Annotated in this window: 18 protein-coding genes; 13 read left to right on the plus strand and 5 right to left on the minus strand. The window is 36.3% G+C overall.

Features of this window, described 5'->3' with window-relative positions:
• Positions 1-37: 37 nt before the first annotated feature.
• Positions 38-469 (plus strand): DUF5606 family protein, encoded by a 432-nt coding sequence (locus ACR9EA_RS04555; protein WP_435138165.1) that lies wholly within the window; start codon positions 38-40, stop codon positions 467-469.
• 95 nt (positions 470-564) lie between these two features.
• Complete coding sequence (gene mazG, locus ACR9EA_RS04560) at positions 565-1,338, plus strand: nucleoside triphosphate pyrophosphohydrolase (RefSeq protein ID WP_435138168.1); 774 nt, start codon at positions 565-567, stop codon at positions 1,336-1,338.
• A 242-nt stretch (positions 1,339-1,580) separates the two neighbouring features.
• Here the strand turns inward: mazG and ACR9EA_RS04565 are convergent, their stop codons facing one another.
• Positions 1,581-2,195, minus strand: coding sequence for a MarC family protein (locus ACR9EA_RS04565; RefSeq protein WP_435138171.1), 615 nt, complete (start codon positions 2,193-2,195; stop codon positions 1,581-1,583).
• A gap of 245 nt (positions 2,196-2,440) precedes the next feature.
• On the opposite strand from ACR9EA_RS04565, the gene ACR9EA_RS04570 reads away from it, so the two are divergent.
• The 10 genes from ACR9EA_RS04570 (at position 2,441) to ACR9EA_RS04615 (ending at position 13,517) form a co-directional block, all read left to right on the plus strand.
• Positions 2,441-3,499 (plus strand): L-rhamnose/proton symporter RhaT, encoded by a 1,059-nt coding sequence (locus tag ACR9EA_RS04570; RefSeq protein ID WP_435138174.1) that lies wholly within the window; start codon positions 2,441-2,443, stop codon positions 3,497-3,499.
• Positions 3,500-3,522: 23 nt separating this feature from the next.
• The gene (locus ACR9EA_RS04575) at positions 3,523-4,683 is read left to right on the plus strand and encodes an ABC transporter substrate-binding protein (RefSeq protein ID WP_435138177.1); all 1,161 of its coding nucleotides are present in this window, start codon (positions 3,523-3,525) and stop codon (positions 4,681-4,683) included.
• Entirely contained in the window at positions 4,680-5,849 is a 1,170-nt protein-coding gene (locus ACR9EA_RS04580; protein ID WP_435138180.1) for a CaiB/BaiF CoA transferase family protein, read from the plus strand. The genes ACR9EA_RS04575 and ACR9EA_RS04580 overlap by 4 nt, the downstream gene beginning before the upstream one ends.
• Complete coding sequence (locus tag ACR9EA_RS04585) at positions 5,849-6,991, plus strand: CaiB/BaiF CoA transferase family protein (RefSeq protein WP_435138183.1); 1,143 nt, start codon at positions 5,849-5,851, stop codon at positions 6,989-6,991. The genes ACR9EA_RS04580 and ACR9EA_RS04585 overlap by 1 nt, the downstream gene beginning before the upstream one ends.
• A 3-nt stretch (positions 6,992-6,994) precedes the next feature.
• A complete protein-coding gene (locus ACR9EA_RS04590) occupies positions 6,995-8,227 on the plus strand; it encodes an extracellular solute-binding protein (protein WP_435138186.1) in 1,233 nt (410 codons plus the stop codon).
• Between the two features lies 1 nt (position 8,228).
• Positions 8,229-9,278, plus strand: coding sequence for a Gfo/Idh/MocA family protein (locus tag ACR9EA_RS04595; RefSeq protein ID WP_435138189.1), 1,050 nt, complete (start codon positions 8,229-8,231; stop codon positions 9,276-9,278).
• Positions 9,279-9,311: 33 nt separating this feature from the next.
• The gene (locus tag ACR9EA_RS04600) at positions 9,312-9,764 is read left to right on the plus strand and encodes a MaoC family dehydratase (RefSeq protein WP_435138192.1); all 453 of its coding nucleotides are present in this window, start codon (positions 9,312-9,314) and stop codon (positions 9,762-9,764) included.
• Positions 9,765-10,067: 303 nt separating this feature from the next.
• Positions 10,068-11,576, plus strand: coding sequence for an aminotransferase class V-fold PLP-dependent enzyme (locus ACR9EA_RS04605; protein ID WP_435138195.1), 1,509 nt, complete (start codon positions 10,068-10,070; stop codon positions 11,574-11,576).
• A gap of 64 nt (positions 11,577-11,640) precedes the next feature.
• Positions 11,641-12,534, plus strand: coding sequence for a carbohydrate kinase family protein (locus ACR9EA_RS04610; RefSeq protein ID WP_435138198.1), 894 nt, complete (start codon positions 11,641-11,643; stop codon positions 12,532-12,534).
• Between the two features lie 2 nt (positions 12,535-12,536).
• On the plus strand, positions 12,537-13,517 hold the full coding sequence (locus tag ACR9EA_RS04615; RefSeq protein ID WP_435138201.1) for a Gfo/Idh/MocA family protein: 981 nt from the start codon (positions 12,537-12,539) through the stop codon (positions 13,515-13,517).
• Positions 13,518-13,708: 191 nt separating this feature from the next.
• On the opposite strand, the gene ACR9EA_RS04620 is transcribed toward ACR9EA_RS04615, so the two are convergent.
• Positions 13,709-14,065 (minus strand): DUF779 domain-containing protein, encoded by a 357-nt coding sequence (locus tag ACR9EA_RS04620; protein ID WP_435138204.1) that lies wholly within the window; start codon positions 14,063-14,065, stop codon positions 13,709-13,711.
• Positions 14,066-14,137: 72 nt separating this feature from the next.
• Positions 14,138-15,634, minus strand: coding sequence for an aldehyde dehydrogenase family protein (locus ACR9EA_RS04625; protein WP_435138207.1), 1,497 nt, complete (start codon positions 15,632-15,634; stop codon positions 14,138-14,140).
• Between the two features lie 188 nt (positions 15,635-15,822).
• On the opposite strand from ACR9EA_RS04625, the gene ACR9EA_RS04630 reads away from it, so the two are divergent.
• Positions 15,823-16,740: an AraC family transcriptional regulator gene (locus ACR9EA_RS04630; RefSeq protein WP_435138210.1), complete on the plus strand. Its 918-nt coding sequence runs from the start codon at positions 15,823-15,825 to the stop codon at positions 16,738-16,740.
• Here the strand turns inward: ACR9EA_RS04630 and ACR9EA_RS04635 are convergent.
• A complete protein-coding gene (locus tag ACR9EA_RS04635) occupies positions 16,727-19,294 on the minus strand; it encodes a hypothetical protein (RefSeq protein ID WP_435138212.1) in 2,568 nt (855 codons plus the stop codon). The two genes, ACR9EA_RS04630 and ACR9EA_RS04635, sit on opposite strands and share 14 nt — an antisense overlap.
• Before the next feature lie 8 nt (positions 19,295-19,302).
• Positions 19,303-20,655, minus strand: a complete 1,353-nt coding sequence (locus ACR9EA_RS04640; protein WP_435138214.1) for a carboxypeptidase-like regulatory domain-containing protein — start codon at positions 20,653-20,655, stop codon at positions 19,303-19,305.
• Between the last annotated feature and the right edge of the window lie 292 nt (positions 20,656-20,947).

Genomic DNA, 20,947 nt, shown 5'->3' on the forward strand with positions numbered 1-20,947 from the left:
CAAACGTAAGATATTTGCCACCTTTAAAAATTAATTTATGGGCTTAGATAAAGTATTAGCTATTTCAGGTAAACCAGGATTGTATAAATTAGTACTACAAACACGTAACGGATTTATAGCAGAATCGTTGTTAGACAACAAACGACTGTCTATAAACATGAACCATAACGTAAGTGTATTAAGCGAAATCGCTATTTATACATTAACAGAAGAGGTGCCTTTAAAAAATGTGTTTAAAGCTATTTCCGAAAAAGAACAAGGAGCGCAAACACGCATTAGCCATAAAGACAGCAAAGATAAATTAGAAGAATATTTTTTCGAAATTTTACCAGATTACGATGAAGATCGTGTGTACGCGAGCGATATTAAGAAGGTAATACAATGGTACAATTTATTGCATAAAAACGATTTATTACAGTTCGAGGACGATGCAGAAGCAACAGAAGAAGCTTCAAACGAAGAAGAATAAAAAATCGCAATTAGTATATATTAAAGTCCAACCCTTACGGTTGGACTTTTCTTTTTAAGTACCTTAGCAAAACACAACAACAATTTTAATTTTTTATGAATACAAGAGCCCAAAAATTAGCAGCTTTCGACCGGTTATTAACAATAATGGATGAATTGCGCGAACAATGTCCGTGGGATAAAAAACAAACCATCGAGTCGTTACGCCATCTAACAATTGAAGAAACTTACGAACTGGGCGACGCTATTTTAGACAACGACCTACAAGAAGTTAAAAAAGAATTGGGCGATTTGTTATTACACATTGTGTTTTATGCCAAAATAGGAAGCGAAACCAATAGTTTTGATATGGCCGATGTTTGTAATAGTATTTGCGACAAATTGATAGACAGACACCCACATATTTACGGCGATGTTAAGGTGGATAATGAAGAAGATGTAAAGCGTAATTGGGAAAATTTAAAACTAAAAGAAGGCAACAAAAGCGTTTTACAAGGCGTGCCAAAAAGTTTGCCAGCTTTAGTAAAAGCCAGTCGTATTCAAGATAAAGTAGCAGGAGTGGGGTTCGATTGGGAAGAGCCACAGCAAGTTTGGGAAAAAGTAGAAGAAGAATTAAACGAGTTGAAAGTTGAAGTAAACAATAACAACCCAGAACGAATAGAAAGCGAATTTGGCGATGTCTTATTTTCTTTAGTAAACTATGCACGTTTTCTAAACATAAATCCCGAGAATGCCTTAGAGCGTACCAATAAAAAATTTAAAAAAAGATTCGAGTATCTCGAAAAGCAAGCCGCCCTGTTAAACAAGAACTTAAAGGATATGACCTTAGCCGAAATGGATGTTTTTTGGGAAGAAGCAAAAAAACTTTAACTTTTTTGAGTTTTTAATAATCCATTTTAACTTAAGAAACGTATATATAGTTAAGAATGGCATAATTCTTCATAGATATAAAAGATTAATAGCATAATCCTTACAAAACTATGTCATTCTAAATATTGTTATTTCTAATAGGTTAAGGAATAGCGGTTTAGTTAGTTTAGTTAATAACTCAATCCTACTTGTTAAAGCGTAAGCTGTAAGAACGGGTAGGATTTAGTTTTTATATACCTTCCTTAATGTAAAACAGCAAAGAAATCTTTAAGTCCCGATAAAATACTTTGTACCGCGTACGACGCTAAAATGAGACCCATTATTTTACTAATTACATTTATACCATAATCTCCCACTATATTTTTCACCTTATTGGCTGCAAGTAACAATGCACAGGTTAAGCCAATAATAACCAATACTAAAACAGTAGTTATGGCTTGTTGTTTTAAAGAATAAATGTGGTTGTCTGTCATAAGAACAACGGCCATAATAGCTCCAGGAGAAGCAATAGAGGGAATGGCTACAGGAAAAACAATAACGTGTTTATAATCTTTAATTAAATGTTTTTCAGTTTCTGGTTTGCCGTCTCCAAAAATCATGGTAAGCGCAAATAAAAATAAAATTACACCACCCGAAATTTGAAACGCATCTAGCGATACTTCCATACCTTCAAGTACAACTTGACCTACTATTATAAAAAACAACAACACAAAAAACGCTAAAATAGAAGCTTGTATGGCTATGCGTTTTTGTGCTTTTTTATCGAATTGCTTGGTGGCTTCTAGATATACTGGCACCGAGCCTAAAGGGTCTATAACGGCAAAAAGAAAGAGTAAAGTTGTAAAAATTTCATGCATAATTGCTTAGCTGTTTTTTTGAAATTAATATAATAAAAATTAAAGTATAAATTCAGGTTTAGTCATTTATTAATCCAACAGGAAGAACACAAGAATAGGCGATTCAAACTTTCTTTCGAATTTTTGTGTATTAATTACATTTATTTTTTTATGATTGTGATAATTTTTTAATATTTAAAGAAATAAAATGATATGTTTATAGTTGTTTTATTGTTGAATTCATTTTTCATGTCAAAATTAGAAATATGTCAAACCCCTTATTAGGTACAGTCCTGCATGCAATTGGTGGTGTTTCAGCATCGAGCTGTTATTTGCCATTTCAAAAAGTAAAACATTGGTCGTGGAATAGTTATTGGTTAATCCAGGCATTATTTGCTTGGTTAATTTTTCCTTTAATTGTGGGATATTTAACCGTTCCTAATTTATGGGAAGTTTTAACCAATTCTCCAATTACAGCCATGTACAATGCGTTCATTTTAGGAGCCATATATGGGTTTGGAGGTATGGCCTTTGGTTATGCAATAAAATACATCGGCTTTTCTTTAACGTATACAATTTCTATTGGGCTTTCGGCTATAATTGGTACGGTTGTACCTTTAATTATCCACGGTACTTTAATAACACAATTCTCCAAGCCAGGCGGACTAATAGTGTTGTTAGGGATGATTCTGTCTTTAATTGGAGTTTTTATTTGTGGATGGTCTGGCTACAAAAAAGAGCAAAACCTAAAAGAGAGCAAGCAATTGGAAGCAAGTGCTTTTAATTTAAAAAAAGGGGTGTTGCTCACCGTATTTTCAGGAGTATTATCAGCTGTTTTTGGGGTGTCTTTAGAATTAGGAGCTCCTATAGCAGAACTTGCTGGCAAATATGGCGCAGGACATTTTCAGGGTAATGCCAATTTATTGGTGTCGACTGCTGGTACGTTTTTAACCAATGTTATCTGGTTTACCATAGTGAGTTTTAAACAAGATACTATTAAAGAGTTGGTAGCAGTTAAAGCTTTAGGAGCAGGCCTTTGGTTTCGTAATGTATTGCTTTCTGTACTTACCGGAGGCTTGTGGTATTTTCAATTCTTTTTTTACGGACTAGGCCATGTGCGAATGGGAGCTTTTCAGTTTGCTAGTTGGGCAATACATATGTCTATGTTAATATTTTTCAGCTTCATTGTAGGTGTTATTATGAAAGAATGGCGTGCCGTATCAAAACAAACATATGTTACTTTAATAGCAGGACTCTTAATATTAGTATGTTCATTCGTAATAATCACTTATGGAAGCATGCAAGGTAATGGAGCCGTAACTTAAATAATAGATTTTATAAAAATATAATGAAAGAACCAATTATTTTAAAAGGAATTACATGGGATCACAGTCGTGGGTATTGTCCTAAAGTGGCGACAGCTCAACGCTTTTCAGAATTGCATCCACATATAAAAATAGAATGGTCTAAGCGTTCCCTTCAGGGTTTCGCAGACGAGCATATAGATGTTTTAGCACAACAGTACGATTTGTTAATTATAGATCATCCTTGGGCTGGTTATGCCGCCGATACTGGTATTATTATACCATTTAATAAATATTTGCCAGAAGCTTTTATACAAGATCAGCAACAACAATCGGTTGGTAAATCTTGCGAGAGCTACAATTTTGGAGGCGATTTATATGCACTCCCTGTAGATACGGCAACTCCTGTGGCATCGAGCCGTTCGGATTTGTTAGAGAAAGCAGGCGAAAAAGTTCCTGGAACTTGGGAAGATCTATTGAAATTGGCTAAAAAGGGACTCGTAACAATGCCAGGAATTCCTATTGATACCCTTATGAATTTTTATATGTTTTGCAATGTTTTAGGCGAGGAACCTTTTAAAACGGATGATTATATTGTGAGTAACGCCGTGGGAATAGAAGCTTTAAAGATGATGAAGCGTTTAACCGATTTATTAAATCCCGAATTTTTTAATTGGAATCCGATTAAAGTTTACGAAGCCTTAACATCGCGAAACGATTATGCATACTGCCCATGGGCTTACGGTTACACAAATTACGCTCGAGATGGATATGCTTCAAAAAAGCTGCAATTTCATGATATTATAAAAAATAACGAAGGAAAAGATTTTCAAAGTACGTTGGGCGGTGCTGGTTTGGCCATTTCGGCAAGCAGTAAACATATTGATGCAGCGGTGTCTTATGCCGAATTTATGGCTTCGCCAGAAACTCAAAAACGTTTGTATTTCAATAACGGAGGTCAGCCAGGACATAGATCGGCTTGGCTTGATGCGCATACCAATGCCTTAAGTAGTCAGTTTTTTCAATCGACATTAAAAACCCACGACAATGCTTTTTTAAGACCACGTTACAATGGGTATTTACATTTTCAGGATAATGCTGGTGATTACGTTAGAAACTATCTTATGTCTGGTGGCGATGAAGCTAACGTTCTTAATCATATGAATGCACTTTACGTGGAATCTAAAACTAAAGTCAGTTCATGAAACCATTAGAAGGCATTTTAGTTGTAGAATTTTGTCAGTTTCTCGCAGGGCCATCAGCCGGATTACGATTAGCCGATTTAGGTGCGCGGGTTATAAAAATTGAACGCCCTATAAAAGGAGAAGGAGGGCGGCAAATAGCCATAAAAAATCTATTTATAGAGGGCGATAGTTTGGTGTTTCATACTATAAACAGAAATAAACAGTCGTTTGCTGCAAATTTAAAAGATCCAGAGGATTTAAAACGCATTAAAAAAATACTTGAAGTAGCAGATATTATGACCCATAATTTTAGACCAGGTGTTATGGAAGCTATTGGTTTAGATTACAAAACAGTAAAGCAGCTTAATTCGCGTATAATTTATGGAGTTGTTACTGGATATGGTAGTGAAGGGCCTTGGCAAAAAAAACCGGGCCAGGATCTTTTAATTCAAGCAATGTCCGGATTAGCATATTTGTCGGGCACAGCTAAAGATCATCCTACTCCTATGGGAATTGCAGCCAGCGATATTTTTACAGGAACACATTTTACGCAAGGTCTATTGGCTGCTCTGGTAAGACGCGGTAAAACTAATGAAGGTGCCCTGGTTGAGGTTAGTTTATTAGAGTCGACTATAGATATGCAATTCGAGGTTTTAACCACTTATCTTAACGATGGTGGCAAACCTCCTAAACGCGCAAAAAATGGTAATGCTCAAGCTTATTTGGGAGCACCTTACGGGGTGTATAAAACTAAAGATAGCTATATTGCTATTGCCATGGTGCCAATGACAAAGCTGGAAACCCATTTAAAATTTGAGTTGCCAGAACATTTAAAGTCAGAAGCCAATTGGTTCGATTTTAAAGATGAGATCATGACGCTTATTCAAGCTATTTTAAAGGAAAAAACAACAAAAGCTTGGTTAGACATTTTAGAGCCCGCAGACATTTGGTGTTCGGCAATCTTTAATTATAAAGAACTGATGGCGCATGACGCGTATAAAATACTACAAATGGATCAAGATGTAATTACGGCCTCTGGCGTAACAATTAAAACCACAAGATGTCCAATACAAATTGATAGTCAATATTACTATGCTTCAAAGGCAGCGCCCAAGGTTGGCGAAGATAATGAGACCATAGTACACGAATTTGGATTGCAAAACTTTAACAACCAAAATCAGTCATAATGAAACCACTTCAAGATATTATCGTCGTAGACTTAAGTCAGTTTTTGTCAGGACCATCAGCAAGTTTAAAGTTAGCAGATTTAGGGGCGCGAGTTATTAAAGTAGAAAAGCCTGAAACGGGCGATATTTGTCGTTCGCTGTATGTTTCTAATCTTAAAATGAATGGCGATTCTTCAATTTTTCATGCCATAAACCGAAATAAAGAAAGTATAACGGCGAATTTAAAAGACGCTAAAGACTTAAACCGAATTAAGAAATTAATTGCGCAGGCCGATATTGTTATGCATAATTTTAGACCAGGGGTTATAGAGCGATTAGGCCTAGATTACACGACCGTAAAGCAAATAAATCCATCTGTTATTTACGGGGAAATCTCCGGATATGGTACTGCAGGGCCTTGGAAAGATAAACCTGGTCAGGATTTATTACTTCAATCCTTATCAGGCTTAACATGGTTGAGCGGGAATGAAGCAGCTGGTCCAGTACCGATGGGTTTAGCTATTGTAGATCTTATTTCTGGCGCTCATCTCGTTCAAGGTATTTTGGCAGCCTTGGTAAGAAAAGGGGTTAATGGTCAAGGAGCTAAGGTTCAGGTAAGCATGTTAGAATCTATAATAGATTTTCAGTTCGAGGTTATTACAACCTATTATCAAGATGGCGGACAATTACCGCAACGTACAAAAACTAATAATGCTCACGCTTATTTAGGCGCTCCTTATGGTATTTATAAAACAGAAAATGGCTATTTGGCTCTAGCAATGGGGCAAATCCCGTTTTTAGGAGAATTGTTAGGGTGCGATAGTCTTAAAAATTATCCAGAACCGGAATCTTGGTTTTCTAAACGAAGTGAAATAAAATCAATTTTAGCAGCACATTTAGAAACAGATACCACGCAAAAGTGGTTGTCGTTATTAGAGCCGGCAGATATTTGGTGTGCAGATGTCATGGATTGGAATAGGTTATTGCAAACCGAAGGATATCAGGTTTTAGATATGGAGCAGGAAGTCGTTATGAGCGATGGTTACAGGTTTAAAACAACGCGTTGCCCGATTAAAATTGATGGTGAAGTTTTAAAATCTGATAAAGGTACGCCAATTTTAGGCGAGCACACCCAAACTATAATTTCAGAATTTAATTTGTAGAGCATGCCGAATACTTTTAAAATAGCAGTTAGAAAATTTGAACCTTTCGAAACAACTATCCAAAAGTTATGGACGGCTTTTTGCGACGAAACAGGGTGTACTTTAAAACTAGAAGCGGTTGCTTTAGGTCTTAATCCGCTACACAATGCACTATTGGGCAAAGAACATGGCATGAGCAAAGGCGATTGGGATGTCGTGCATATAAACACCGATTGGATTGCAGAGGCTTACGACAATGCGATTTTAGAAGACCTAGCTCCGTGGATAGATGAAAATCCACCAGAAGATTATCCGCAAGGATGGTCCGATGCGCTTTTGGGTATGCAGACTTTCGGCGCGCAAATTTTAGGTTTACCATTTCATGATGGCCCAGAATGTTTGATATATAGAACAGATCTCTTTGAAAATGAAGCAGAGCAGAACCGGTTTCAAAAACAATATAATAAAGCATTAAAACCTCCAGAAACTTGGGAAGAGTTTCATCAAATTGCTCAGTTTTTTCATAGTCCAGAACAAAATTTATATGGCAGCGCCTTTGCGTTATTTCCAGACGGACATAATTCTGTTTTCGATTTTAGTATTCAATTATGGGCGCATGGTGGTGCTCTTTTAGATGATAATGGTAAGGTGTTTATAAATACGCCACAGGCAGTAGAAGCCTTAAATTTTTATCGGAATATTATGAATGATGAAACGGCTGTTCACCCGCATTCTAAAACATTCGATTCCATCCAGGCAGGTATGGCTTTTGCTAAAGGGGAGGTCGCTATGATGGTAAATTGGTTTGGATTTGCTTCGATGAGTGAAGTGATTTCAGAATCTAAAGTAAAAGGAAAAGTAAACGTATCCAATATCCCTTCGGGGCCGAACGGGCAAGGCGTTTCGCTCTGTGTGTATTGGTTGTATGCCATAGCTAAAGGCAGTTGCAATAAACAAATCGCATACGATTTTATAAGGTTTGCTACTTCTAAAAAAAATGACAAACTATTAACCTTAACAGGCGGTATAGGTTGTAGAAAATCAACTTGGAACGATGCAGAGGTGAATCGTATCGTGCCGTTTTATAAGACTCTAAATGGCTTGCACGAGCAGGTAGGTACTTTGCCTAGAAAAACCAATTGGAACGCCATAGCCCATGTTATAGACGATATGATGACAAAGTTAATAACTTCGGAAGTTTCAATTCCTGAATTATTAGAAGCGGCTCAATTTCAAATTAATAAAATAGAACTGTAATATGACTATTTCTTACGAGCAAGAATGGCCTAAAAAAAAGTTGCCTATAGTAATTATTGGAGCAGGCGGCATTGTAAAAGATGCCCATTTACCAGCTTATAAAAAGGCTGGATTTAAAGTTTTAGCCATTTACGATTTACACGTGAATCAGGCGAAACAATTAGCTAGCACTTTCGATATCGAAAATGTATGCGAAACATTACCAGAATTAATTGCTACAGCCCAAGGCACTAAACAGGTTGTTTACGATTTGGCTGTGCCGGCAGCGCAGATAATTAAAATATTACCAAATCTTCCAGATGGTAGTGCCGTTTTAATCCAGAAGCCCATGGGCGAGACTCTAGAAGCCGCACAGGAGATTTTAGAAATCTGTAACGCAAAACAGTTAAAGGCTTCGGTGAATTTTCAGTTGCGTTTTGCGCCTTTTGTAAATGCTGCACGCTCTATAATTCAGTCAGGTGCAATTGGCGAATTGTACGACTTAAAAGTAAAGGTATGTACTTACACGCCGTGGCATTTATGGGATTTTCTATTACAAACACCACGGGTAGAAATTTTGTACCACAGTATTCATTATATCGATTTGGTACGTTCTTTTTTAGGTGAACCAAAACGGGTAATGGCCAAGACCGTAAAGCACCCAAATGCGAAAGTAGCATCTACAAGAAGTAATATGTTGTTCGATTATGGTAACGAAATTAGCGCAACAATTAATACCAATCACGATCATAATTTTGGACGAGAACATCAAAAAAGTTTTATAAAATGGGAAGGAACAAAAGGTGTTATTGTAGCGACTATGGGCTTGCTTTTAGATTATCCACATGGCGAACCAGATGCTTTTGAATATTGTGTGATTAATGAAGACGGACAAGCAAAATGGCAAACAGTTGCCATTGAAGGGTCTTGGTTTCCAGATGCATTTATGGGCTCAATGGCTAGTCTAATGCGCTATGTAGAAGATTCCGAAAATCAATTACCAACAGCAGTAACCGATGCCTTAAAAACCATGGAGTTGGTTGAGGCGGCTTACAAATCGAGTACATTTTAACAATTAAAATAACAATAAAAGATAAAGAGTAACATGATATTTAAATCGCAATTTTTTGAAGATTATACTATAGGAGATACCCGAAAAACTTTGGGAAGAACCATTACAGAAACCGATATTGTAATGCATGCTGGGCAAACTGGCGATTTTTTTCCTCACCATTTAGATGCCGAGTGGTGCAAAACTCAACCTTTTAAACAGCGTATAGCCCATGGCACGCTTACGTTTAGTGTTGCTATAGGAATGACGGCAACAGAAATTAATCCTGAAGCATTTTCCAAAGGTTACGATCGTTTAAGGTTTATTAAACCAGTGTTTATAGGCGATACCATTAGGGTAGAGGTAACTATTATCGAAAAGAAAGACGATAAAAGACCGCAATTTGGTCAGGTGGTAGAACATGTAGATGTTTTTAATCAAAATAACGAGTTGGTTATGGTCTGCGATCATTTGTTATTGGCAAATAGAAAATCGGCACACAACTAATCTGATGTAGTTTTTTGAACAGTTTTTTGTCGCAATTCACCCTATGTTTTTAACAGAAAAAAGACTTGCTTTTTAATACATAGCAAGTCTTTTTTAGTTCATTAGTATGTGTTTTTTTAGGAACAAATCCTATCAATTTACAAGACTTTTGTTTTGTTAAGTATTTGATTTTAAGTGTTTTCAGTGCATTTATATGTCAGCCTTAATTTAAAGATGTTAATTTTTATAAAAAAAATGAATTATTGAATCGTAAACTCAATTTGTAACCTTAATTTTGGGCTAATTTAATGTAAAAATAGAGTAATGAGTGAAAGCATTTATGAGACCAAAACAGTAAATTCTACAAGCAATTTAGAAAGCTATTTTCAAGAATTTGCAAAAGGTGTAATAGGGCGTCATCATAAGTTTAAAAGTGTATATGGCGAACAAGAATTATTGTATGCCGATTGGGTAGCTAGCGGACGTTTGTACCAGCCGATAGAAGATATAATGCAAAACGAGATTGGACCTATGGTTGCCAATACGCATTCGTTTTCTAGCGAAACAGGTAAAGCTTCAACATACGCTTACAGACATGCCAGAAACATTATAAAAGAACATGTTAATGCCAATGAAGACGATGTTTTAATTACTGCCAATACTGGAATGACAGGTGTTCTGGCTCATTTTATGCGTATTATAGGATTTCGTTTTCCAGATGCAAAATTAAAAAAGCAAAGTCTTCCAGAGGCCGAGCGTCCAGTGGTGTTTATTTCTCATATGGAGCATCATTCCAATCATGTGCCCTGGATGGAAACCATTGCCGATGTGGTTATTTTAGAATGTAACGACCAACAACTTATCTGCCCGAACAAACTGGAAGAAGCCATTCAGAAATATAAAAACAGAACGGTTAAAATAGGTTCGTTTACTGCCTGTTCTAACGTTACGGGAATCATATCACCTTATCAAGAATTAGCTAAAATTATGCATCAGCATGGTGGCTATTGTTTTATAGATTTCGCAGCTTCTGCACCATATGTAGATATAGATATGCATCCTGAAGATCCAGAAGCACGTTTAGATGCCGTATTTTTTTCACCTCATAAATTTTTAGGTGGTCCTGGAACTTGTGGCGTATTAGTTTTTAATAAACAGTTATACAAGGCTTCGTGTCCAGATGTGCCAGGTGGCGGAAACGTACAATGGACCAACCCTTGGGGAGAATATGCTTATTTTAAAGATATTGAAGTAAAAGAAGATGGTGGTACGCCTGGATTTTTACAGGTGATGCGTACAGCTTTAGCTATGCGCTTAAAAGATAAAATGAACACCCAAAAGATTGCCGATCGCGAAGAAGAGCTTTTAAGTTTGTGTTTTAGCGAACTTAAAAAAATACCTAACCTGTTTATTTTAGGGAGTACAGAAGTAAAGCGCATTGGTTGCGTGTCTTTCGGAATTAAAAATGTGCACTACAATTTAATAGTTAGATTACTAAATGATAGATTTGGTATTCAAGTGCGCGGCGGGTGGTCTTGTGCAAGTACGTATGGACATTATCTGTTTGCTTACGATAAAGAAACCTCACAGGATTTAGTACACAATTTAAACGAAAAGAATTTAACCGAAAAACCAGGTTGGGTGCGTTTATCATTACACCCGATTACTACCAATAGCGAGTTGTTGTTTATTTGCGATGCCATAAAGCAAGTTGCCGAACATTACGAAACTTGGGGTAAAGATTATGTTTATAATAAGGCTAATAACGAATTTGAACATAAAGCTAAAGACACCGAAATTATAAATAAAGTTAAAGACTGGTTTATATTATAAGGTTTACTTAAAAAATAGTATTTTTAAAAAGCAGGATATACATCCTGTTTTTTTTTGATTCATAATGAAAAAACAATTACAGATCGTTTGTTTTGGAGAGGTGCTTTTTGATGTATTTCCAAGCCACGAAAAAATTGGAGGAGCTCCACTAAACGTAGCGCTGAGGTTACAATCATTTAATAATACCGTTTATATGATTAGCGGCATTGGTACAGATGAAAAAGGCGCTGATGCATTGGAGTACATGACTACTCGTGGTCTTGATACCTCCCTTATCCAGCAGCAGGACAATTATAAAACAGGGCTGGTACATGTGTCTTTAGATGTAGATGGTGTCGCTTCTTACGATATAGCATCACCGTGTGCCTGGGATTTTATAGCGTTTCATCCCGAACAATTAGATGTAGTAAATACAGCAGATGCCTTTGTTTATGGTAGCCTAATAGCACGGCACGAGGTATCTAAACACACCTTATTTCAAATTTTAAAAACCACAGCGTTTAAAGTTTTCGATGTTAATTTAAGGCAGCCATTTATTACTAAATCTGTACTTGTCTCATTGATGCAAGCTGCCGATTTTATTAAGTTAAACAATGAAGAACTTTATGTTATTAGCGATCTTTTAGAGTCTAAGTATAAAGGAGTAGAGCAAAACATACAATGGCTCGCGAAACTTACGCAAACAAAACACATTTGTGTAACCAAAGGCAAGTTTGGTGCTGTTTTGTGGTATAATAATGCATTTTATTATAACAGTGGTTTTCGAGCTCAGGTTAACGATACAGTGGGGGCGGGCGATTCTTTCTTAGCGACTTTAATTCATAAATTATTAGTTGGCGAACATCCGCAGCAGGCCATTAATTACGCTTGTGCAGTTGGGGCTATGGTGGCAGAAAAAGCGGGAGCGAACCCAGAGCTTTCTGAAAAACAAATTGAAAATTATATTAATCCCTTGTAAAAATGGCATCAAAAATAGTCTGGGGAATAATAGGTTGTGGCGATGTAGCCGAAGTAAAAAGTGGACCTGCTTTTTCGCTAATACCAAACTCTAAATTGAAGGCGGTTATGCGCAGAAATTTAGATAAAGCCAAAGATTTTGCGCTAAGGCATAACGTTCCTTATTATTACAATACGGTACAGCCTATTTTAAACGACCCCGAAATTAATGCGGTATATATTGCAACGCCTCCGGCCTCTCATTTAGATTATGCATTACAGGCTATTAAGGCAGGAAAACACGTGTATTTAGAAAAGCCCATGACCTTAAATACAGCGCAGTCCCAACAACTTTGCAATGCGGTTAAAGTTAGTGGAACAAAGTTAACTGTGGCACATTACAGACGCAAACTACCAGCATTTTTAAAAGTTAAGGAATTGCTTGACGGTAAATGCATAGGTGATGTTTTGTTTGCAGATATTCAGGTGTTACAACCGCCTAAATCGCATCTTGTAGCGCAGTCGGAATTACCCTGGCGGTTTAATGCGGCTATTGCTGGTGGTGGTTTGTTTCACGATTTGGCACCGCATCAATTAGATTTAATGTATTTGTTTTTTGGCGAATATAATCGTGCTTATGGGGTGTCCGATACTCAAAATAAGGCGTCCAAAGTAGACGATCTTGTTAACGGTATAATTCAATTTGAAAATGGGGTGCAATGTCGTGGAATTTGGTCTTTTAATTGTGCCGATGTATCGAAAACCGATCGCTGTGTGATTTATGGTACAGAGGGGCAAATCGAGTTTTCGTTTTTTGGGAACTATGTACATTTAAAAACCGCAGGACAGGCGCATCAGTTTACATTTTCTAATCCCAAGCATGTGCAACATCCCATGATAGCGGCTGTTGTAGATTATTTTAGCGGAAAACAAGATGTCAATCCTTGTGCTGCCGATGAAGCTTTAATAGTTTCGGAACTGATGGATACTTTTTGTGTTAATTAAATTGTAGTTGTATTTAAGATTTATTGGTCTCAGTCGTTAGTTAAAACTATGCACTTTTAGTGCAAGACTTCAGTTTCTATAAATTTTTTCCGCCACGAATGCACGAATATTTGACACAGTTTTTATAAAGAATATTAGTGTATTTGTGGCTAAAATAAATACAAATAATCGGACTTTCAGTCTATAGTGGTTTAGTTTGGATTTAATAGCGCATTTTCTTCGTTAGTGAGTAAACGGGAATGAATTATAAACCGAAGTCCCAAAGGAATTTCTAGTGAAAAACTAGCACCACGACCTTCGGTAATATCGACAGTTAAATGTGTGTGTTTCCAATACTCGAACTGATCTTTGTTCATATAAAAAGGAACGCCTTCCAAAGTGCCCATAAAAATATCGCTCTCGTCTAGGTACATGTCATCTTTTTCAAAAATCATTGGGGACGAACCATCGCAACAGCCACCACTTTGGTGAAAAATTAAATCGCCATGTTTAGCCTGTAGTTGTTTAACTATAGTTGCTGCTTTATCTGTAATTGCTATGCGTTCCATATATTTTTTTGAAATTTAAAAGGTTGAATTACGGTGCGTGTAATCCAACCTATAATATTACTAACCAAACCATTAGAAAAACCCTAATTTATTTTTGTCGTAAGAAATTAACATGTTTTTTGTTTGTCGGTAATGGTCCATCATCATCAGGTGGTTCTCTCTACCAAAACCAGATTTTTTGTAGCCTCCAAAAGGGGCGTGGGCAGGGTAAGCATGATAGCAATTCACCCAGACACGGCCTGCTTTAATTGCTCTTGGAATCTGATATAATTGATGGGCATCTCGCGTCCAGACTCCAGCACCTAAGCCATATAGTGTGTCGTTGGCGATTTCTAAAGCTTCGGCTTCGTCTTTAAATTTGGTTACGCAAACTACGGGGCCAAATATTTCTTCCTGAAATACTCTCATTTTGTTATGGCCTTCTAAGATGGTAGGTTTTATAAAAAAGCCATTTGCCAAATCTCCTGCGGTGTTTGCAGTCCCGCCACATAATACTTTAGCGCCTTCTTCTTGTCCTATTTTTAAATACGATTGAATTTTTTCGTATTGATCGTTAGAGGCTTGTGCACCAACTTGAGTATTTACATCGTATGGATTGTTTTGAATAATAGCTTCTGTACGCGCTACAACACGCTTCATAAATGCATCGTAGATAGCTTCTTGAACTAGAATTCTTGAAGGGCAGGTGCAAACTTCACCTTGATTAAAGGCAAAGAGCACAGCGCCTTCAATAGCTTTATCTAAATAGGCATCGTCGGCATCCATCACACTGTTAAAAAAGATATTTGGCGATTTTCCACCAAGCTCCATCGTTACCGGGTTTAAGTTTTTAGAAGCGTATTGCATGATTAATTGTCCGGTAGTGGTTTCGCCTGTAAATGCTACTTTATCTACTTTAGAACTGGAAGCTAAAGGTTTACCTGCTTCGGGGCCAAACCCGTGAATAATGTTTACAACACCAGGGGGAAATACATCGGCAATCTTTTCCATTAATATGGTGGCCGAAGCCGGTGTTTGCTCTGCAGGTTTAAGCACCACACAGTTTCCTGTTGCGAGGGCTGGAGGTAATTTCCAAGAGAGCATTAGTAAGGGAAAGTTCCACGGAATAATCTGGCCAATTACGCCTAATGGTTCTTTAATGTTCATGGATAGCGTATTGGCGTCTAGTTCGGTGGCACTACCTTCTTCGGCGCGAATGCAAGCTGCAAAATAACGCCAATGATCTACAGATAGTGGGACATCTGCATTTAAAGTTTCTCGAATAGGTTTTCCGTTATCGCAGGTTTCAATTAAAGCAAATTCTTCTAAATTCGCTTCAATAATATCGGCAACTTTGTTTAAAAGGCTTGCACGTTCTGCTGCCGATGTATTTCCCCAACTTTCTTTGGCTGCATTGGCGGCGTCTAAAGCCAGTTCTACATCTTCTTTTTGAGATCGTGGAAATTGGGCAATTACACTTTTATCTATAGGCGACGTGTTTTCGAAATATTCGCCATGGATGGGTTTTACAAATTTACCATTGATAAAGTTGTTGTAAGTGGATTTAAATTTTGGTTTACTATAGGCCATGTCATTTATTATTTATGTTAAAAGTTAATTTTTGATGATATCGTTTATTTTGGCTATTGAAATTATGTAATCATCAGTTTTTGTAAAGTTATTTTGTTAAAGTGTGAAATAATTGCACATATTTATTATATTTTAGTACTATCCTATTATTCGGGAAAAAGTATTTACACGTTTTAGTATTATTGAATATGAATCAGTTTTTAAATCAACATAACCGGCAAAGAAAACTAACCACCTTAGTGGAAAATAGAACGGTTTATAATGCAAAATTTGCCGAACTGAATATTTTTGAAACTCACGAAAGCGCAGAGCAGGTACATTTAACCTTTGGGTTTCCTATTATTGCCAGTATGCTTACGGGAAAAAAAGTAATGCATATTGAAGGTTTGCCTGCGTTTGATTTTTACCCAGGAGAGTCTGTAGTAATGCCTTCTAACAAGGAAATGGTTATCGATTTTCCTTTAGCATCTGCAACACAACCCACAAAATGTATGGCTTTAGGTATAGACAATACAAAAATACAGGAGGTAATCGATAAGTTTAATGACAGCGTGCGTATAGAAAACGAGAATAATACATGGAATTTAAGCGCTACAACTAATCATGTTATTAATAATTCCGATGTTAATCTATTAATAAAACGCTTAATTTATACATTCACAAATAACAATTCGTCTAAAGATGTGTTGTTGGATTTAATGATTCAAGAATTGATTGTTCGTTTACTGCAAACTAAGGCCAAATTTGTTTTGCTGAATGGAGCACAAGAGCTTTTAGATGATAACCGAATTGGTTTTGTAATTAAATTTATACAAGACAACTTAACAAATAAAGATATTACGGTTGAAGTATTGGCAGAGAAAGCTTGTATGAGCACCTCTCATTTTCATAAAAAATTTAAAAGCACTTTAGGTATTTCTCCTATAGATTACATCAATTCCGAAAAAATTAAATTGTCTAAAAAGTTGATAAAAAACAGTAAGGATTTTAGAATTTCCGAAATAGCCTTTAAAACAGGGTTTAACAGCATTAGTTATTTTAACAGACAGTTTAAGAAGATGGAACTGATGACACCATTGCAGTTTAAAAAATCTATTCTGGTCTAGTATTTATAGCTTTACCTTCTGCTTTAAAACTGTTAATCATGGTTGAAGAACCTCCGTTGTATTCAATACCAAAACTATTGAATGGTAATGGCGCAATGGTAGTTTGAATGTCTACAAAAGGTTTTACCTCTTTGGGGTAATCATGGCTTGGATAATTGGCAGTTGTTTTTAAACTGGCCGAAAGTGTATTGTCTACTTTTTGAAGCCTTATAGTACAAGGGGTTCTAAATGCGCTTGTTGTAACAGGATCCGAAATGGCTTTAGTGGTATTGTTATGGTAGGCCACAAAATAACAATCTATAGCATTGCCGTATTTAGTAGTTCTTATGAGTCGTAAAGCATACCCAGTTTTTGTAATGGGATCAAAATTAATAACGATATCCATGTATAACGGCGCAACACTAAACCCTTGGCCAGCTGTTTTAAAAGGAGAAACCGTAAGGGTTAAGGTCATGTCTTTTACTTTAGGATTTAAAGGAGTATAACTTAAAGATGCAGTGCGACCAGTTTGTAATAATCCTAATTGATTAGCAGAGCCTTGTTTGCCTTCACCAAAAAACCAGGCATCTTTAGATGTATCTGTTGTAGATGCATTATCGTTTATTAATGGTTTAAAGTTCCAATATCCTTTAAGGTTTTCGTTACTGTTGTTGGTAGGTGTGTTTTTAAAATCGGAAAATATAATATTGGGAGCGGTTAACACATCTTCTGTTTTTATAGGATGAGAATTTATAACTGTTTTTGAATCTCCTATTTGAGAGCGATTGGTTTTTGGTGCAACACTAACCATGATATATTGATTTACATCTGTAGCTGTAAGTGTATATTTTTTTAAAGGCGTATGTGAACGCGATACAGCTGCTTTTTTAGGGTTGTTGCAGGTGGCATCGGCGCATCTGTACCAAGTAATTTCCGATTCATCTTTATATGCTGTATTAGCAAATGCGTAAGTTACTTGAAGAGAGCCGTCGTTAAGTTTATTAATTTTTGGTACAGCACTAAATGATGGTGGCGGGAGCGTTGCTGGTTTTACTTTAATATTGCATAAGCCCTCTAATCCAGAAGCTGTTTTTACTTGTATTGAAACATTTTTTTCGACATTTAATGTGTTGGTTGGTATAACCATGCACGTATTTTTATTAGACCGTAATATCACTAAATTTTTATCAACTTCATTAATATGCCAGGTTACAGGCTCGTTTTTAGCGGGTGTATTTCCAAATCGAAACAGCGAAGCAGTAATATATAACGAGTCCTTGCCTGTTTCTATTTCGGCTTTATCTGGCGTAACTTTTAATTGAATAGGTAATTGCGTTAATGGTGTTTTTAAGGTTTTTTCAGCGTCTAGAACTGTGGGTTTTAAATGCTCAGGATCCCAATCGTCATCACCACTCAAAAGGTTGTAGGTATTGTAAATGGTTTTGTTTTTATAGTTGAACACATAAGCGTTAAGCAAGTGTTTGTCATTAAGTAATACCGTGTGCTCAGGCGATGTGTTATTGATAAGGATGGATTTGTTATTAAGAGTAATATTATGCTGATAATTTTTGGTTGCAGGGTTTAATTCGTCGCACCATTGTACAGATGAAACATTTTCTCCTGTAAATCTCGTATCTATTACAGCTAATTGCCCGTTGGCTTTAGTAAAATACTGTGTGCCTTTTGTGTAAATATTGATGTCGCAATTTAAAAAAATGGCTCCTGTACCGGTTGTGTGATAAAAAGGTTTCGAACTGTAAAAGTCTAAGGTGCAATTTTTATAAATGGCAGATCCATTGAGGGCATCGTCTGTAGATTCGAAATGACAACGATCGAAAAATGTGCGTTTTGCACCTACAAACGGACATAAATTTAAACGGCTTATAAAATGGGTGTTACGCGCTACAACTTTGTCTCCGTTACAAATAATAAGCTGTGCTTGTACGATGGCCGATCCGCGTTTAGGTCTACTTAATTCGGGTTTTAAGTTGTATTTTAAATCGATATTACAAAAATTACCAAAAGTTATATTTTCGGATGTTGTGCCAATACCATCAATATAAAGCATAGTGAAATTTCCTTTAGCACCCATAGTTTGCCCGCGGTTGCAAGCAAGCACCACATGTTCTGGATTTTTTGTTAACCCGTTAAAGGTTAACCAATCGCATTGTATTTTTAATCCATAAGGTATAGAACCGTTTTCAGGAGTTCTTATTTCAGGGGCGTCGGGATCGTCAATCCAATATACATAGGGCGCTATGTTCAAAACCATAGGTTTGGAAGCTGTGCCGGATGTTAAGTGTTTGGCGGCTTCTTGAATGGAGTTAAATACAAAAGGGGATGTATTAACAATAGTATCACTTAATTGTCCATCTATAAAAAAAGACTTAGGCCCTAATGGTATCGTGTCTTTTTCGAACACAATATACTGGCCATTAAATGTAATTGGTGTATTAGGGTCTAAACTGCTGTAAGTATAGTTTTGAGCTGATCCAGTAGCATAGTATAACAGTAGCAGAAAAAAAGCAAAAGCGGATTTAAAGGTGTGATATGTTGATGAAATTGATGAAAGCATAATTAAAATTATAAAGTTTTTGAAGCTTCAATACTTGTGTTTTTAAATTCGTTAATATCGATACAGTATACTTTTGAAGAGGGCGATCTCGAGAATTCATTTTCGGTAAAACCTCCAATTATATAAAGCTTGTTATTGTACACATGTATTTTGGCAGCTTGTAGTTCTAAATTTAGAGTATAAGTATTTAAAAGTTGTGTTTTTGTATTGTAGGTGAATAGTGTTTTATCCCCTAAAATGAATAGCGTATCTTGCTGTGATGTGATTGCAGGCGATTTTAAGCAGACAGGCAAATTGCCAATCTTGCTACAAGTTCCAGTGGTAATGTTGTAGATGTTTATTTGTGTGAGCGAACGGTCTGAATTGTTGCTAAGTGCAAAAATGTTTTGTTCTAATAGTACGCCACAAAGTAAATCGGGATTAGGTAATGCTTTTAATTGATACCATAGGCCTGTATTTATAGTGTACATATGTGCCGAATCGGTGTAGTGTTTGTTGCCGTTTTTTAGCTTTTTTACTGCGCCTCCTAAAAGGAAAATATTGTTATTGAAAATAAAAGATAATGGATTAACTGCTTGATGCGGATTGGTGTAATCTGTAGTTGTCGTCTGATCGTTAATATTAAAAATGTCGATATCTGTATGTAAATACTCGAACTTTTTGTTTCGCGATAATCTTTTACCGCTCATAATGTACAAGTTTCCTTTGTAGTGTTGTACCGTATGGTAAGCACGTTCTTTTAAATTATTAGTAGCTACAGTCCAACTGTCTGTAGTTATATCGTACACCTGAATTTTTTTCGTATAGGTTTCCCAAGTGGTATCGAATTTCAATTCTTTTAAATAATCGGCAAACGATGCATCGGCCTTACTTTCCATTTTAACTAAGGCTTTTTTACCAATATCTTCTAAAAAAGAAGCATCGCCACCAACCACATAAATTTTAGAGTCAATATTAACCGATCCGAAATTAGATACGCCTACAGGCATCGATTTAAGCTGTTTGTAAGGTAACGATTGGAATACATGTCTTTTGTTTTTTAGCGTAACAGGAGCTAAAGCTTCGGTTTTTTGATGTAAATAGACAATCTCATTCTGTGTTTTAAAAGTGTTGTAACTTATAGTTATTGGGTAATAGTTTAAGTGTGAAATCTGTAAACTATCGGTGTCATTTAAATGTTTTTGTAGAGGGATCGTAAAATGGCCATTAGAAAGGGTAGCAGTGCCTATACGTTGTCGCTTTAGGTATACGTTAACTTCGGGTATTGGTTTTTTAGTATCAAAATCTATAACATAACCGCTTAAGTCTTGGGCGCGAACCCCGATACCGATAAGGAGAAATAGACAAGTGTATTTTAACATACCATCTGCAGTATAATTAATAGCGGATTAAAGGTAACTGTTTTATTCCAGACCAACAGGTATAACATTTTACGATGTTGGGTTGATGTTTACGTGAAAAGTTTCATTGGTCTCAGTCGTTAGTTGAAACTATGTACTTTTAGTGCAAGACTTTCAGTTTCTATAAATGTTTTTTCGCCACGAATGCACGAATATTTGACATAGTTTTTATAGAAATATTCGTGTATTTGTGGCTAAGACGAACACAAATAATCAGACTTTCAGTCTGTTTTCAAACCTATGGACTTCTAGT

It is taken from the genome of Formosa sp. A9 (assembly GCF_051200825.1).
In the GTDB taxonomy this organism is placed as follows: Bacteria; Bacteroidota; Bacteroidia; order Flavobacteriales; family Flavobacteriaceae; genus Formosa.

What these genes read in the sequence shown, in the direction of transcription:
- ACR9EA_RS04555 (WP_435138165.1), top strand. Translation starts at nt 38, where the DNA reads ATGGGCTTAGATAAAGTATTAGCTATTTCAGGTAAACCAGGATTGTAT.
- mazG (WP_435138168.1), top strand. Translation starts at nt 565, where the DNA reads ATGAATACAAGAGCCCAAAAATTAGCAGCTTTCGACCGGTTATTAACA.
- ACR9EA_RS04565 (WP_435138171.1), bottom strand. Translation starts at nt 2,195, where the DNA reads ATGCATGAAATTTTTACAACTTTACTCTTTCTTTTTGCCGTTATAGAC.
- ACR9EA_RS04570 (WP_435138174.1), top strand. Translation starts at nt 2,441, where the DNA reads ATGTCAAACCCCTTATTAGGTACAGTCCTGCATGCAATTGGTGGTGTT.
- ACR9EA_RS04575 (WP_435138177.1), top strand. Translation starts at nt 3,523, where the DNA reads ATGAAAGAACCAATTATTTTAAAAGGAATTACATGGGATCACAGTCGT.
- ACR9EA_RS04580 (WP_435138180.1), top strand. Translation starts at nt 4,680, where the DNA reads ATGAAACCATTAGAAGGCATTTTAGTTGTAGAATTTTGTCAGTTTCTC.
- ACR9EA_RS04585 (WP_435138183.1), top strand. Translation starts at nt 5,849, where the DNA reads ATGAAACCACTTCAAGATATTATCGTCGTAGACTTAAGTCAGTTTTTG.
- ACR9EA_RS04590 (WP_435138186.1), top strand. Translation starts at nt 6,995, where the DNA reads ATGCCGAATACTTTTAAAATAGCAGTTAGAAAATTTGAACCTTTCGAA.
- ACR9EA_RS04595 (WP_435138189.1), top strand. Translation starts at nt 8,229, where the DNA reads ATGACTATTTCTTACGAGCAAGAATGGCCTAAAAAAAAGTTGCCTATA.
- ACR9EA_RS04600 (WP_435138192.1), top strand. Translation starts at nt 9,312, where the DNA reads ATGATATTTAAATCGCAATTTTTTGAAGATTATACTATAGGAGATACC.
- ACR9EA_RS04605 (WP_435138195.1), top strand. Translation starts at nt 10,068, where the DNA reads ATGAGTGAAAGCATTTATGAGACCAAAACAGTAAATTCTACAAGCAAT.
- ACR9EA_RS04610 (WP_435138198.1), top strand. Translation starts at nt 11,641, where the DNA reads ATGAAAAAACAATTACAGATCGTTTGTTTTGGAGAGGTGCTTTTTGAT.
- ACR9EA_RS04615 (WP_435138201.1), top strand. Translation starts at nt 12,537, where the DNA reads ATGGCATCAAAAATAGTCTGGGGAATAATAGGTTGTGGCGATGTAGCC.
- ACR9EA_RS04620 (WP_435138204.1), bottom strand. Translation starts at nt 14,065, where the DNA reads ATGGAACGCATAGCAATTACAGATAAAGCAGCAACTATAGTTAAACAA.
- ACR9EA_RS04625 (WP_435138207.1), bottom strand. Translation starts at nt 15,634, where the DNA reads ATGGCCTATAGTAAACCAAAATTTAAATCCACTTACAACAACTTTATC.
- ACR9EA_RS04630 (WP_435138210.1), top strand. Translation starts at nt 15,823, where the DNA reads ATGAATCAGTTTTTAAATCAACATAACCGGCAAAGAAAACTAACCACC.
- ACR9EA_RS04635 (WP_435138212.1), bottom strand. Translation starts at nt 19,294, where the DNA reads ATGCTTTCATCAATTTCATCAACATATCACACCTTTAAATCCGCTTTT.
- ACR9EA_RS04640 (WP_435138214.1), bottom strand. Translation starts at nt 20,655, where the DNA reads ATGTTAAAATACACTTGTCTATTTCTCCTTATCGGTATCGGGGTTCGC.